Source organism: Streptomyces sp. TLI_146, from assembly GCF_002846415.1.
In the GTDB taxonomy this organism is placed as follows: domain Bacteria; phylum Actinomycetota; class Actinomycetes; order Streptomycetales; family Streptomycetaceae; genus Streptomyces.
The window spans coordinates 7,151,574-7,164,922 of the sequence record NZ_PJMX01000001.1 but is presented as its reverse complement, the minus strand read 5'-3'; the positions used below and the strand labels follow the sequence as shown (position 1 = coordinate 7,164,922).

General features: G+C 72.9%; 11 protein-coding genes and 2 pseudogenes. 3 read left to right on the top strand and 10 right to left on the bottom strand.

Going from position 1 to position 13,349, the window contains the following annotated elements:
* Positions 1-127 precede the first annotated feature (127 nt).
* The 4 genes and pseudogenes from BX283_RS31860 to BX283_RS31850 all read right to left on the bottom strand — a co-directional run bounded on the left by BX283_RS31860 (position 128) and on the right by BX283_RS31850 (position 1,732).
* A pseudogene (locus BX283_RS31860) lies at positions 128-687 on the bottom strand (GNAT family N-acetyltransferase).
* Between the two features lie 279 nt (positions 688-966).
* Positions 967-1,077, bottom strand: coding sequence for a YdeI/OmpD-associated family protein (locus BX283_RS41785; protein WP_257584417.1), 111 nt, complete (start codon positions 1,075-1,077; stop codon positions 967-969).
* A 155-nt stretch (positions 1,078-1,232) separates the two neighbouring features.
* Positions 1,233-1,403 (bottom strand): annotated as a pseudogene (locus tag BX283_RS41780) (DUF1905 domain-containing protein); the annotation flags it as partial.
* Between the two features lie 83 nt (positions 1,404-1,486).
* Positions 1,487-1,732, bottom strand: coding sequence for a lipopolysaccharide assembly protein LapA domain-containing protein (locus tag BX283_RS31850; RefSeq protein ID WP_101390888.1), 246 nt, complete (start codon positions 1,730-1,732; stop codon positions 1,487-1,489).
* Positions 1,733-1,939: 207 nt separating this feature from the next.
* On the opposite strand from BX283_RS31850, the gene BX283_RS31845 reads away from it, so the two are divergent.
* Together BX283_RS31845 and BX283_RS31840 are read left to right on the top strand one after the other, a co-directional pair.
* On the top strand, positions 1,940-2,680 hold the full coding sequence (locus BX283_RS31845; protein ID WP_101390887.1) for a GntR family transcriptional regulator: 741 nt from the start codon (positions 1,940-1,942) through the stop codon (positions 2,678-2,680).
* 32 nt (positions 2,681-2,712) lie between these two features.
* Positions 2,713-3,804 carry an adenosine deaminase gene (locus tag BX283_RS31840; protein ID WP_101390886.1) on the top strand — a complete coding sequence of 364 codons (1,092 nt, stop codon included), beginning with the start codon at positions 2,713-2,715 and terminating at the stop codon, positions 3,802-3,804.
* A 78-nt stretch (positions 3,805-3,882) separates the two neighbouring features.
* On the opposite strand, the gene BX283_RS31835 is transcribed toward BX283_RS31840, so the two are convergent.
* Genes BX283_RS31835 through BX283_RS31820 form a run of 4 tightly spaced genes read right to left on the bottom strand, consistent with a single transcriptional unit; the run spans position 3,883 to position 9,015 of the window.
* On the bottom strand, positions 3,883-4,830 hold the full coding sequence (locus tag BX283_RS31835) for an LD-carboxypeptidase (protein WP_101390885.1): 948 nt from the start codon (positions 4,828-4,830) through the stop codon (positions 3,883-3,885).
* Positions 4,827-6,848 (bottom strand): prolyl oligopeptidase family serine peptidase, encoded by a 2,022-nt coding sequence (locus BX283_RS31830; protein ID WP_101390884.1) that lies wholly within the window; start codon positions 6,846-6,848, stop codon positions 4,827-4,829. The genes BX283_RS31835 and BX283_RS31830 overlap by 4 nt, the downstream gene beginning before the upstream one ends.
* A 15-nt stretch (positions 6,849-6,863) precedes the next feature.
* Positions 6,864-8,189: a M20/M25/M40 family metallo-hydrolase gene (locus tag BX283_RS31825; protein WP_101390883.1), complete on the bottom strand. Its 1,326-nt coding sequence runs from the start codon at positions 8,187-8,189 to the stop codon at positions 6,864-6,866.
* Positions 8,182-9,015 carry a M55 family metallopeptidase gene (locus tag BX283_RS31820; protein WP_101390882.1) on the bottom strand — a complete coding sequence of 278 codons (834 nt, stop codon included), beginning with the start codon at positions 9,013-9,015 and terminating at the stop codon, positions 8,182-8,184. Before BX283_RS31820 ends, BX283_RS31825 begins: the two co-directional genes overlap by 8 nt.
* A 179-nt stretch (positions 9,016-9,194) precedes the next feature.
* On the opposite strand from BX283_RS31820, the gene BX283_RS31815 reads away from it, so the two are divergent.
* Positions 9,195-10,046 carry a lytic polysaccharide monooxygenase gene (locus BX283_RS31815; RefSeq protein ID WP_101390881.1) on the top strand — a complete coding sequence of 284 codons (852 nt, stop codon included), beginning with the start codon at positions 9,195-9,197 and terminating at the stop codon, positions 10,044-10,046.
* Positions 10,047-10,061: 15 nt separating this feature from the next.
* Here the strand turns inward: BX283_RS31815 and BX283_RS31810 are convergent, their stop codons facing one another.
* Both BX283_RS31810 and BX283_RS31805 read right to left on the bottom strand, forming a co-directional pair.
* Entirely contained in the window at positions 10,062-10,787 is a 726-nt protein-coding gene (locus BX283_RS31810) for a class I SAM-dependent methyltransferase (RefSeq protein ID WP_101390880.1), read from the bottom strand.
* A gap of 106 nt (positions 10,788-10,893) precedes the next feature.
* Positions 10,894-13,335, bottom strand: coding sequence for a SpoIIE family protein phosphatase (locus BX283_RS31805; protein WP_101390879.1), 2,442 nt, complete (start codon positions 13,333-13,335; stop codon positions 10,894-10,896).
* Positions 13,336-13,349: the final 14 nt, after the last annotated feature.

Here is a 13,349-nt window from a genome sequence, read left to right as displayed (position 1 = left end):
TCATTCCCTCGCGCGGTCGGCCGCCCCGTCCCTGCGGCCGCCCCGTGACCATGGAACACGGCGCGCGCCACACTGACCAGAGGATCCCCTGGTCAGGATTGCGCAAAGGGTGTCCGCCGGCGGGGGGTCAGCGCGGCTCGGGTGCTGGAGGCACCATCTCCGCCGTGATCGCCCAGCGCTGGTGGTCGCGCCAGGCGCCGTCGATGAAGAGGAAGTCGGGCGAGAAGCCTTCGAGACGGTATCCGGCTCGGCGGACCAGGGCGATGGAGGCGGTGTTGCCGGGCTGGATGTTCACCTCCAGGCGGTGCAGGCCGAGCGTGGTGAAGGCGTACCGGGTGACCAGGTCCAGCCCTTCGCCCATCAGCCCGCGCCCGGCGGCGTGCGCGAAGGCGCCGTAGCCGAGGGCGCCGCTGCGGAAGGCGCCCTGGACGACGTTGTTGATGTTGATGAATCCGGCGATCCGGTCGTCCTCGCGCGTACAGACCAGGAACCCGTACCGGTCCGGGTCCTCCAGCAGCCGCCCCGCGTAGGCCGCGTACGCGTCGGGCTCGGTCGGCGGAAACAACCACGGCGCGTGCAGCCCCCGGCTCTCCCGCGCGAGCGCGGTGAACTCCCCGCGTCCTCGAACGTAAAGCCCCGAATGCCCACGCGGGGCCCCTCGGCGAGGTAGGTGATCTTGTCGGACACGGGGTCAGGGTAGCCCGGGGTTCGTCTGCGGGCCGGTGGTGGGCTGGTCGCGCAGTTCCCCGCGCCCCTTAGATGCGCCCCTGCGGGGCGCCCAGGGGATTGCCGCGGAGCGGCACCTTTAGGGGCGCGGGGAACGGCGCGACCAGTTGGGGACGGCCCGCAGACAAACACCGGGCCCCCGGGCAGCCCGCCCGCCCCGAGCTTCGCACCCCCCTCAGGGGTGCGAAGAACGGCGCGAGCAACCCACCACCGGCCCGCAGACAAACCCCGGGCCAAGACCTACTTGCCCCGCAAGGACTCCACCAACTTCTCGATCCGCCGCTGCCGCGTCTCCGGACTCTTCGCGCTCTCGATCTCCCCCACCTGCTTGCGCTTGAGGCCGAACGCCATCCGCTCGTACGCCCCCGCAGCGCGGGATCCGCGTCGAGCACCGCCGCGAGGTCGTCCGGTGCCTCCACCACGCGCGGCTCGTCGTCGAGCTGGACGTCGACCTCGATCTCCTCGCCCAGGTCGACCCCGCTCGCCTCGCGGTTGGCCGCGCTGATGCCGATGAGGATCTGGCCGCGCATGGCGGCGATCCGGGTGCGCCAGGAGTGGCCGTTGACCGCGACGACCACGGGCGGCCGCTTGCCCTGCCCGAGCCCGTCGACGACCTCCTGCGGCACCTCCACGCCCAGCGCGTTCCCGGACGGGATGACCGTGGCCTTGAACTTCATGCTCGCACTCCTCGCCCTCACCGCCTGTGCCCTGCCAAACGGACACGATATACGGCGAGTTGACGATTACCCGGCCACAACAATCAGCCCTTGCGGCGAATGAAGTAGCCCCCGCAGATCACCCCGACCACGAACACCGCGAGCAGTGCCAGATAGAGCGGCATGGAGACCTCGGGGATCAGCAGCCGGATCTTGACCTGGCGGGTGTTCTCGAAGATGAAGATCAGGGCGAGGACCGCGATCGCGCCGACCGCGATCCTCGACGGCGTGAGGGCGCCTCCGAACCCCGTGCCGCCCTTCGTCCCGCCCGACGCGTCCTTGGGGCTCATGACCCGGCCCTTTCTGGGGGTGCTGCTGGGTGCGTACCTTCGAGGAGTGGTGGACACCCCTTCCGTACAGGATGGACGGGTCCCGTACGGGAAGGGGCGCTGAAGCGGTCCGTACGGGTGAGCCGGGCATCCCGGTCCGGACCGGCGCGGGGCGACCCACCCGGGCCCGCCTTGTCAGACAAGTGACGGCCGGGCCATGCTTGCGCCATGGCAGTCAGCGGACAGCAGCGCAGGCCGGTCGTCGCCCTGTACGAGCGGATCGCCGACGCGATCCACGACGGCACCTACCCGCCGGGCTCCACCCTGCCCTCGGAGCCCAGGCTCGCGGGCGAGCTGGGGGTGAGTCGCCCGGCGCTGCGCGAGGCGCTGCTGCTGCTCCAGGAGGACGGGCTGCTCTCGGTGCGCCGGGGCGTGGGGCGGACCGTCAACGACCGGCCGCCCCGGCGCGGCTTCGAGCAGCTCCAGCCGCTGGAGGAGCTGCTCGGCACGGGCGGCCCGGTGCGGGTGCGCGCCCTGCTGCGCAGCGTCGAGGAGCCGACCGACTTCACCACCCAGCACCTGCTCCCGGCCGCCGGCGCGGAGCTGCGGTTCTGGGAGACGGTGCTGGTCGGCGAGGCGCTGGCGGTGGCGCTCTGCCATGAGTGGGCCGCTCCCCAGGACGTCCTCGAACGCCTGCACCCGGCGTTCGCGGCGGCCCTCGCCGACGAGCCCGCCCGGTCGATGCTCGCGGTCCTGGCGGACGCCTCCCGTGGCGTGCCGCTGACCGCGCACAGCGGGGTCACGGCGACCCTCCTCGGCCGCCGCCGGGGCGAGCAGCTGGACCGCCCTGCCGACACCCCGGCCGTACTGATCACGCAGGTCGTACGGGTGGAAGGCACCCCCGTCCTGGCCGCCAAGCACATGCTCCCGACCGGCTCCCCGGCGCTGCCCGTACTGCAGAGCGGCTAGCCCGCGCGACCGAGGCTGTACACTCCCCGGTCATGCACTTGTCTGACAACCCTGCCGCCCAGTCCGTCGCCGACTGGATACGCCGCGCGCCCAAGGCCGTCCTCCACGACCACCTCGACGGTGGTCTGCGCCCCGCCACGATCGTCGAACTGGCCCGCGCGTGCGGCTACGAGGGCCTGCCGACCGAGGATCCGGCGGCGCTCGCGGTCTGGTTCCGCGACGCGGCCGACTCCGGCTCCCTGGAGCGCTATCTGGAGACCTTCGCCCACACCTGCGCGGTGATGCAGACCCGCGAGGCGCTGGAGCGGATCGCGGCGGAGTGCGCCGAGGACCTGGCGGCGGACGGGGTCGTCTACGCGGAGGTGCGGTACGCGCCCGAGCAGCACCTGGAGCGCGGACTCACCCTCGACGAGGTCGTCGACGCGGTGAACGCCGGGTTCCGCGAGGGCGAGCGCCGCACCGGTGGGAAGATCACGGTCCGCGCGCTGCTCACCGGCATGCGCCACACCGACCGTTCCCTGGAGATCGCCGAGCTGACCGTGGCGCACCGCGAGCGCGGGGTGGCCGGGTTCGACATCGCGGGCGGCGAGATCGGCAACCCGCCGGCCCGCCACCTGCCCGCCTTCCAGCACCTGAAGCGGTCGAACTGCCACTTCACCATCCACGCGGGCGAGGCCGTCGGCGCGGAGTCGATCCACGAGGCCGTGCAGATCTGCGGCGCCGAGCGCGTCGGCCACGGGGTGCGGATCACCGACGACATCACGGTGCACGAGGACGGCACGGCGGACCTGGGCCACCTCGCCTCCTATCTGCGCGACAACCGCATCGCCCTGGAGGTCTGCCCGACCTCCAACCTCCAGACCGGTGCGGCCAAGGACTACGCCTCGCACCCGATCGACCTGCTGCGCCGCCTCGGTTTCCGGGTCACCCTGAACACCGACAACCGGCTGGTCTCCGGCACCACCATGAGCGAGGAGTTCCAGCACATGGTGGACGCCTTCGGTTACGGGCCCGAGGTGTTCGAGCAGTTCACCGTCGCCGCCGTGGAGGCCGCGTTCCTGCCGCTGCCGGAGCGCCGCCGCATCATCGACGAACTGGTCCGCCCGGGCTACGCCGCCCTGTAGCGGACGGCGTACACCTCCCTGCCGTACGCCTCCATGCCGTACGTCTCCGTCGAGGCGTACGTCTCGATGGCGTACGCGCTACACCAGCGCGGGCACCTCCAGCGTGAGCGTGCCCGCGTCGGCGTCGAGCACCGCGGGCACCCCCAGCGGCAGGGTCAGCGAGGGGGTGCAGTGGCCGAAGCCGAAGTGCTCCACCACCGGCACCCCGAGCGGGGCGAGCCGCTCGTACAGCACGGCCCGCACCTTCTCGTACGGTCCGCACTCCTCCCAGGAGCCGAGCGCCACCCCGGCGACCCCGTCCAGCCAGCCCGAGCGCAGCAGCTGGGTGAGGATGCGGTCGATCCGGTAGTCCTCCTCGCCGACGTCCTCGATCAGCAGCAGTCCGCCGCGCGCCGACGTCCTGGCGTGCGGGGTGGCGAGGCCGGCGGCGAGCAGGGCGAGGCAACCGCCCACGGTGACGCCACGGGCCCGGCCCGGCACCATCGGGCGGGCGCCCTCCGGGGCGAGCGTGCGGGCCGCCTCGGGGTCGAAGAGCGTGGTGCGCAGGGAGCGCTGGGTCGGGTCGTCCTTGAGGAAGGTCGCCGCCGACACCATCGGCCCGTACAGGGTGGAGAGCCCCAGCCGTATCGCGAACGCCTCGTGCAGCGCGGTCACGTCGCTGTAGCCGACCAGCGCCTTGGGCCCGGCGGCGCGCATGGCGTCCCAGTCGAGCAGGTCCACCATGCGCTGCGCCCCGTAGCCGCCGCGCGCGACGAGCACCGCGTCGACCGACGGGTCGCACCACGCCTCCTGGAGGTCACGCGCCCGGTCCCCGTCGGCGCCCGCGAGGTAGCCGAACTCCGGGTGCCGGTCGCGGACATGGGGCATCACGACCGGTTCGAGGTCCCAGCCGCGCAGGATGTCCAGGCCCGCGTCGAGCCGCTCCCCCACCACCGGCCCGCTGGTGGCGACCACCGCCACCCGGGCGCCGGGCCGCAGCCGGGCGGGACGGGTCAGCGGGGCGGGGGCGTGGTGCGGCGAGGTCACTTCTTCAGCTCCAGGAGGGGGACGTCGGGCCGGTCGATGCCGAACGTCTGGGCGTACAGGGAGAGTTCGGCCTCCAGGGCCCGGACCATGGTGTCCGCCCGCCGGAAGCCGTGTCCCTCGCCCTCGAAGGCGAGGTACGCGTGCGGTATGCCGCGGCCCGCCGTCCTGGCCAGGAACCGTTCGCACTGTACGGGGCGGCAGATCACGTCGTCGAGCCCCTGGAGCAGCAGGAACGGCACGCTGATGCGCTCGGCGTGGGTGATCGGCGAGCGCTCCTCGTACCTGCCGGGGAGGTCGGCGCGGGGGCCGATGAGGGACTCCATGTACTGCGACTCGAAGTCGTGCGTGCCGTCCTCCGAGGACCAGTCGGCGAGGTCGAGGACCGGGTAGATCACCGTGCCGCAGGCGTAGACGTCGGTGGTGGCGAGCGAGGCTGCCGAGGTCCAGCCGCCCGCGCTGCCGCCCCTGATCGCGAGCCGCCGGGGGTCGACGGTGCCCTCGTCGGCGAGCGCCCGGGCCACGGCCGCGCAGTCCTCGACGTCGACGACGCCCCACTGCTCGCGCAGCCGGTCGCGGTACTCCCGTCCGTAGCCCGTCGAGCCGCCGTAGTTGACCTCGGCCACGCCGATGCCGCGCGAGGTGAAGTAGGCGATCTCCAGGTCGAGGACGAGCGGGACCTGGCTGGTGGGGCCGCCGTGCGCCCAGATCACGTAGGGCGGCAGCTCGTCGGCGGGCGCCACCCGGCCGGGGTGGTGCGGCGGGTAGACCAGGGCGTGGATGTCGCGGCCGCCCGGGCCGGTGAAGGTGCGGATCTGCGGCTCCGGGTAGTACGCCGGGTCCACGGGGTCGTCGTGGGCGCGCCCGACGACGCGGGTGCGGCCCGACCGGGTGTCCAGCTCGACCACCTCGGCCGCCGTGCGCGGGCTGGCGGCGACGCCGACGACCCTGCTGCCGTGCACCGCGAGCGTGGAGCCCCAGGCGGTCCAGGGTCCGGCCGCGTCCACCACCTCACCGCTCTCCGGGTCCAGGATGCCGAGCGCGGTCGCGCCCCTGCCGTGGACCACGGCGACCAGTCCGTTCTCCAGCGGGTGGAACCAGCGGCGGCCGAGCTGCCAGAGCGGCCCGCCGAACTCCTCCTCGCGCGGGCAGAGCGGCACCGCGGCGCCCTCGCGGTCCGCCGGGTGGGAGGAGGGCGAGAGCGCGGGGGCCGGGTCGGTGCGGTAGAGGTTCCACCAGCCGGTGCGGTCGGAGGCGAAGAGCAGCCGGCCGTCGGGCGCCCAGTCGGCCTGGGCGATGGATTCGCCGGGGCCGCCCGCGACCGCCCGCGCGCCCGCGAAGACCCCGTCGTCGCCGATGTCCGCGAGGATCAGCTCGGTGCTGTCCCACGGCATGTCCGGGTGGTTCCAGGCGAGGTAGGCCGCACGGGAGCCGTCCGGGGAGAGTCGGGGGCCGGTGACGAAGCGGTGCCGCCCGTCGGAGAGCTCGCGGACCCGGCCGCGGTCCTCGGCGGCCGAGCCGTCCAGGGGCACGGCCGCGAGCACCCGGCGGACGTCGGTGGGCGCGTCACCGGTGAACTCCTCCAGGACGCACCAGACTTCGCCGCGCTCCGGCACGAGGACCGGGTCGGCCCAGCGCAGCCCCTGCCCCACCGCCGAGAGCGGGGTGAGCGGCCTCGGCTCCCCGGCGCCGTCCGGCTCGTACACGTACAGACGCTGGTCCGGGAAGTGGGCGAAGACCACGAGCGGGCCCCCGTCGTCGCGCGGGACGGCGGCCCAGGGCTGGCCGCCGTACTCGATGACGCGCGTTCGTACGTTCCACGGCGCGGGCAGCAGCGTCCGTGCCTCTCCGTCCGCCCGGCGCCGGACCAGGGCGCGGCGGCCGCCCTCGGTGGGGCGCGGCTCGCTCCACCACACCTCCTCGCCGACGACCCCGACGAAGTCGGGTGACCCGTCGCGGCTGGCGGCGAGCTCGGCGTCGATGGGCGACGGCCACGTTCCGTAAGGCCCGATGGGCACCATGTCTTCCCACTCCCCCTACGCCGCGCGCAGATAGTGATCGAGGACGCGCACGCCGAAGTGCAGCGCGTCCACCGGGACCCGTTCGTCGACGCCGTGGAACAGCGCCGGGTAGTCGAAGCCGGGCGGCAGTCTCAGCGGTGAGAAGCCGTAGCCGGTGATGCCGAGCCGGGAGAACTGCTTGGCGTCGGTGCCGCCGGACATGCAGTACGGCACGACGCGCCCCTCGGGGGCGAACTTCTCGACGGCCGCGCGCAGTTTGGCGTACGTCGGGGAGTCGACCGGGGCCTGGAGGGCGACCTCCTTGTGGTGGAACTCCCAGTCGACGTCGGGGCCGGTGAGCCGGTCGAGCGTGTCGCGGAACTCGTCCTCGCCGCCCGGCAGGATCCGCCCGTCCACATAGGCGGTGGCGTGGCCCGGAATCACATTGATCTTGTAACCGGCTTCGAGCATCGTCGGGTTGGCGCTGTTGCGCACGGTCGCCTCGACCAGGGCGGCGGCCGGACCGAGCTTGCCGAGGAGCTCGTCCACGTCGAAGTCGGGGGCGGCCGGGTCGGCCGCGATCCCGTACACCGCGGCGAGCTCGGCCAGGGCCGCGCGGACTGTCGGGGTGAGCCGGACCGGCCACTGGTGCTCCCCGATCCGGGCGATCGCGGCGGCCAGGCGGCTGACCGCGTTGGCCCGGTTCACCTTGGAGCCGTGGCCCGCCCGGCCGTGGGCGGTGAGCTTCAGCCAGCCGGTGCCGCGCTCGCCCGCCGCGATCGGGTAGAGGGCCGTACCGGGGCCCGCGTGGAAGGTGAACGCGCCCGCTTCGCTGATGCCTTCGGTGCACCCCTCGAACAAGCCGGGGTGGTGGTCGGCGAGGAAGCCGGAGCCGTCGATCGCGCTGGCCTCCTCGTCCGCGGTGTACGCGATGACGATGTCCCGGCGGGGGCGGATCCCCGCGCGCGCCCAGGCCCGGACGACCGCCAGGACCATCGCGTCCATGTTCTTCATGTCGATGGCGCCGCGCCCCCACACCACGCCGTCGCGGATCTCCCCGGAGAAGGGGTGCACCTCCCAGTCGGCGGCCTCGGCGGGCACCACGTCGAGGTGGCCGTGGACCAGGAGGGCATCGGCGGAGGGGTCGGTGCCCTCGATGCGCGCCACCACGTTGGTGCGCCCGGGCGTCCGTTCCAGGAGGACGGGCTCCAGACCGGTGGCGGCGAGCCGTTCCGCCACGTACTCGGCGGCCGGGCGCTCGCGGCAGTCCCCGCCGCCCCGGTTGGTGGTGTCGATCCTGATGAGCTCCGAGGTGAACGACACGACCTCGTCCAGCGCCCGGCCGTCGATGTGCTCAGCCATACTGCTCCTCCACCGCGGCCGAGACGATCGTGGTGACCGCCTTGAAGGTGCGGATGCCCTCGTACATGGTGTCGCTCGTGTAGGCGACGCGGCGCTCCCCGGTCCGCTCGGCGCCCGGGACCACCGTGGCGGCCATCGCCAGATGCTCCGCGTCGAATTCGAGCTCGACGGTGAACGGCCCGCCTCGCACCGGGTCCTGACGCACCGCCAGGCCTACCGCCGCCTTGGCGGCCGCCCTGATGTCGGCGGCGGTACGCGCCGGGGTGCGGCACACCGCCGCGTACCGCGAGACGTGGTCCTTGACCGCCACCTTGTGCGCCCCCGGTGCGTACCCCTCCGCGTCCGCGCAGGTCAGGTCGTCGCCGGTGACCAGGACCACCGGCACTCCGTACTCCGCGACCACGTGCGCGTTGAGCAGGCCCTCGCTCGCCCTCGTCCCGTTCAGCCAGACGCCCGTGATGGAGTTGGCGAGATAGGTGTGGGCCAGCACGCCCTCGGCGCCCGCGCCCGTGTGGTAGCCGACGAACGCGATCCCGTCCACGTCGCCGTGCTGGACGCCCTCGACCATGGACAGCGACTTGTGCCGTCCGGTGAGCATCTCCACGCGCTCGTCCAGTCGCTCCAGCAGCAGATTGCGCATGGACCAGTGCGCCTCATTGATGAGGACGTCGTCGGCGCCGCCTTCGAAGAAACCCAGCGCCGCCGCGTTCACATCCGACGTGAACAAGCCGCGGCAGCGCTCCCACTGCGGGGTGCCCGGCAGCACGTCGGCGGGCCAGGTGACACCGGTGGCGCCCTCCATGTCGGCGCTGATGAGGATCTTCATGCCACGAAACCGTACGCGTCGCGGAACGCCCTCACCAGCCCTGTGGATAACCCCGAACGCGTGTCCTCGCCGGCCTCCCGCCACCCGTCGGCGATCGAGCCAATTGGTGCAGACCTCTTGCGTGTTGGTCCAGACCAATGCCAGCCTCTGGTCCGAACCAGCTGAGAAGGAGCCCCCACATGTCCGTACGACGCACAGCAGCCTCGCTCGGTGTCCTCGGTGTGGCGTCCGCGTCACTGCTCTCCGTCGCCGGCTCGCCCGCCGCCGCGCACGGCGCCGTGTTCAACCCCGTCAGCCGGGTCGCCGCCTGTTACGCGGAAGGCCCCGAGACGCCCAAGTCGCAAGTGTGCAAGGACCTGGTCGCCGACTCCGGCACCCAGCCGCTCTACGACTGGAACGAGGTCAACATCGCCAATGCCGACGGGCACCATCAACAGCTCATCCCCGACGGCAAGTTGTGCTCGGCCAACCGCGAGAAGTACCGCGCGCTCGACTGGGCCCGCACCGACTGGCCGGCCACCGGCGTGGCGGCGGGCTCCTTCGGGTTCAGGTTCCGGGTGACCGCCCCGCACTCGGGGACGATGACTCTCTACATCACCAAGGAGGGCTTCGACCCGACGAAGCCGCTGAAGTGGTCCGACCTGGATTCCCAGCCGGTCGCCACGTACGCCACCACGAGGACCTCGACCGAGGGCTACTACAACTTCACCGGGAACCTGCCCGCGCGCACCGGCCGCCACATCATCTACAAGGTGTGGCAGCGCAACGACAGCCCCGAGGCGTTCTACAGCTGCTCGGACGTCGTGTACGGCAAGGCCGCGCAGGCGGCGGCCCAGCCGTCCGCGCCCAGCCAGCAGGGCATCGACGCGGGCGCCGCCAAGTCGACCGTCAGCCACCACGGGCACGGCGGCGGCACGCCGTCGAAGGACTCGTTCGCGCTCGGCGCGGCGGCGCAGCCCGTCGCGGCGGTCTCCATGGCGGGCGTGCTGGCCGGCGGTGTGCTGCTGCTGCGCCGGCGCAAGGACTCCTGACCCGCCCGCCGGACCTCACTCGGCGCGCCCCACCACCCACCACTTGGAGGGCAGCGCGATCCGGGTGCCGTCGGGCCGGTACTCGGTCGTGGTCAGCGGCAGTTCGCCGCGGGCCACGACCGTCAGACCGGCCGCGCGGAGCAGGGCGGGCACGGCCGCGTCGGCCACCTCGCCCGGGGTGAGGCCGTGGGCGAAGACCGGCCGGAGCTTCGGCGGCGCCCCGGCCGGGTCCCGCGCGAGCCCCATCAGGACCGGCTTGGCCGCCTCCGAGAGCTCCACCAGGAAGGCCCGGCCGCGCGTCCCCACCAGCGTGGCGAGGGCGTCGGCCAGGGGCCGGCGGTCGGCCGGTTCGCACTGGTGGAGCACCCCGCGCACATACACGTTGGCGTCGCCGAGGCGTGCGTGCAGGTCCTGGACGGCCTTCTCCTCGGTCGCGTCCAACTGCTCGAACCGGACCCGCCCGTCCGGGTCCTGGCTTCTGGCCCGCTCCACCGCGGCGGGCGAGAGGTCGACGCCGACGACGCTGTCGTAGCGGTCGGCGAGGAAGCGGGCCTGGGTGCCGTTGCCGCACCCCAAGTCGACCATGGGCAGGGCCAGATCGCTCAGATGGGGCTCGAAGAGCGCCAGGTGGGGACCTGCCGTCAAGGCGGGTTCGGCGTCCCAGAACACCGCACCCGTCTCGTCGGGGGCCTCGTTCCAGAACCCTTCCCAGGCGTCCTTGTACCGACTCGTCACACTCATGACCGACTCCCCAGGCTGGCACGCACAGTGTCAAGATCGGTCTATCGCTCCGAGGGCACGCCGACAAGCGCCCGGCGCAAATCATTCACCTCGCGTTCGAGCCGGTTCAGCGCCTCGTGCGCCCCCCGCGCGGCAGCGGCACCTCGAACCACACGGTCTTGCCCTCGCCCGTGCGGCTCGTCCCCCACTCGCGAGCCAGCCGACTCACCACCCGCAGTCCGCGCCCGGCCTCGTCGAGCGGCCCGGCGTGCAGCAGCATCGGCAGCGTGTGGTCGTCGTCGACGACCTCGCAGCGCAGGGACTCGGCCCGCACCATCCGCAGCCGCACCCGGTGGCTGTGCGCGTGCCGTACGGCATTGGTGACGACCTCGCTGACCAACAGCTCCACGGTCTCCGCCACCTCCTCCAGGCCCCATTCGCGCAGTCGGCCGACGACCAGGCCGCGGGCCCGGGCCACCTCGCGCGCGTCTATGGCGAGCGACCACTCGGCGACGTCCTCGCGCGCGATGCCGTTGAGCCGGGCCATCAGGAGGGCGACGTCGTCCTTGCGGCCGCCCCGGGTGTTGAGGGCGCGGATGATGGTGTCGCAGGCGTCGTCCATGGAGGCGGCCGGGTGCGCGGCCGACTCGCAGAGCGTGGCCAGCCCGACGCCGATGTCCTCGCCCCGCACCTCGACCAGGCCGTCGGTGCACATCACCAGCCGGTCGCCGGGCTCGACCCGTACGCGCGCGGTCTCGAACGGCACTCCGCCGACGCCGATGGGCGCCCCGGTCGGCAGGTCGAGCAGTTCGCTGCGGCCGTCGGCGGCGCGGACCAGGACCGGCGGCACATGGCCCGCGTTGGCCAGCAGCAGCTCACCCTCGATGGGGTCGTAGACCGCGTACAGGCAGGTCGCCAGATAGTGCTCGCCGAGCCGTTGCGCCAGGTCGTCGAGGTTGCGCAGGAGCTGGGCGGGCGGCAGGTCGAGGCCCGCCATGGTCTGGACGGCGGTGCGCAACTGGCCCATCATCGCGGCCGAGTTGAGGCCGTGTCCCATGACGTCCCCGACCACGAGGGCGATCCGGGAGCCGGGCAGCTTGATGGAGTCGAACCAGTCGCCGCCGACCCGGCCGAGCAGGGTGCCGGGCAGATAGCGCGTCGCCGTGTCGCAGCCGGTCATCTGCGGGGTGACCTGCGGCAGCATTGAGTCCTGGAGGGTCTCGGCGACGCTCTCCTGGTAGGTGTACATACGGGCGTTGTCGAGCACGAGCCCGGCGCGGGCGGCGAGTTCGGCGCCGGTCACCCGGTCCATGTCGTTGAACTCGGTCCGCTCCGCGTGGCGCAGCAGGATCATGAAGCCGAGCACCACATTGCGCGCCTTGAGGGGAACCACCAGCATCGACCGGCCGTTGATCAGAGGCCGGATGTCGCGCTTTTCGAACTGCGAGGCGATGGCGGTGCCCATCTGCTCGCTGATGCGCGGGACGAGCACGGGCTCGCCGGAGGTCATGCACTGGAAGAAGGGGGTGTGCGCGGGGAACGGCATGGACTCGCCGACCGGTACGACGTCGTCCCACCGCCCGGGCGCGTCGACGTGCTCGACGGCGACCCGGTGCCACAGGGTGGTCTCGTCCGGCGGCCCGTCCGGGAACCCCTCACCGGCGATGACCTGTTCACGCAGATAGGTGCCCGCGACATCGGTGAAGCGCGGCACCACGGCGGCGCTCACTTCCTGGATCGTCCGGGACAGATCGAGGGAGGAACCGATTCGGCCACTGACCTCGTTGAGGAACTCCAGCCGCTCGCGCACGGCGGCGTATTCGAGGTCCTGCTCGAACTCGGGGGCGGGCGCCGCACCGGCGATGGCCGGTGTCCGATCGTCGTCGCGGGCGGCCCTGCGCTCGGCCCGGCGGGGCACACCCCAGTCGGGCGTCACCGGCACCCGGTCGTGCTGACTGAACTCCAGGACGGGATAGCCGAGTTCGAGCACCTGCGAGACGATCCGGGAGCTCTCGCCGACGCTCATGCTGGGCAGGATCTCGGGCAGCCGCCCGGCCAGCTCGTCGGCGCCCTGGAACTCGGTGTGCAGGCCGAAGCCGGGTGCTATCCGCTCCACGGCGCCGCCACCCGGCCCCGGGTGCTCGGCGTGCAGCTGCCGCGCGTCCGCCGCCAGCACAAGCAGGCGTCCGGGGCCCGGCCCGACCAGCGGATACGCCCACCAGAGCACCTCGACGCGGGACCGCCCCGGATCCGAGAGGGTGGCCCGCCCGGCCGTCGGGTACGAGGTCAGGCCGCTGAGCGAGGCGTCCAGGCCCGGCCCGAACTCGTCGTAGGCGTCGAGCTCGCGCAGGACGTCGCCGGGCCGGTCCTCGCGCAGCGCGCCGGAGACGGGCAGCAGATCGAGGGCGGGCAGGCCGACCGCCTCCTCGCGGGCGGGTCCGAAGAGCCGGCGCGCACCGGTCGACCAGTGCGACACCAGCCCGTCGCCGTCCACGACGATCACGGCAAGCGGAATCCGTCCGGCCACGGCGGACTGCCGCGGCAGTGTCGGCGGAGTGCCACTGTCCATGGGTGGAGGCTCCT

Coding starts and splice junctions, on each gene's coding strand:
- BX283_RS31825 (WP_101390883.1), bottom strand. CDS start 8,189: ATGGCTGAGCACATCGACGGCCGGGCGCTGGACGAGGTCGTGTCGTTC.
- BX283_RS31820 (WP_101390882.1), bottom strand. CDS start 9,015: ATGAAGATCCTCATCAGCGCCGACATGGAGGGCGCCACCGGTGTCACC.
- BX283_RS31850 (WP_101390888.1), bottom strand. CDS start 1,732: ATGAGCCCCAAGGACGCGTCGGGCGGGACGAAGGGCGGCACGGGGTTC.
- BX283_RS31810 (WP_101390880.1), bottom strand. CDS start 10,787: ATGAGTGTGACGAGTCGGTACAAGGACGCCTGGGAAGGGTTCTGGAAC.
- BX283_RS31830 (WP_101390884.1), bottom strand. CDS start 6,848: ATGGTGCCCATCGGGCCTTACGGAACGTGGCCGTCGCCCATCGACGCC.
- BX283_RS31815 (WP_101390881.1), top strand. CDS start 9,195: ATGTCCGTACGACGCACAGCAGCCTCGCTCGGTGTCCTCGGTGTGGCG.
- BX283_RS31845 (WP_101390887.1), top strand. CDS start 1,940: ATGGCAGTCAGCGGACAGCAGCGCAGGCCGGTCGTCGCCCTGTACGAG.
- BX283_RS31805 (WP_101390879.1), bottom strand. CDS start 13,335: ATGGACAGTGGCACTCCGCCGACACTGCCGCGGCAGTCCGCCGTGGCC.
- BX283_RS31840 (WP_101390886.1), top strand. CDS start 2,713: ATGCACTTGTCTGACAACCCTGCCGCCCAGTCCGTCGCCGACTGGATA.
- BX283_RS41785 (WP_257584417.1), bottom strand. CDS start 1,077: ATGGCGTTCGGCCTCAAGCGCAAGCAGGTGGGGGAGATCGAGAGCGCG.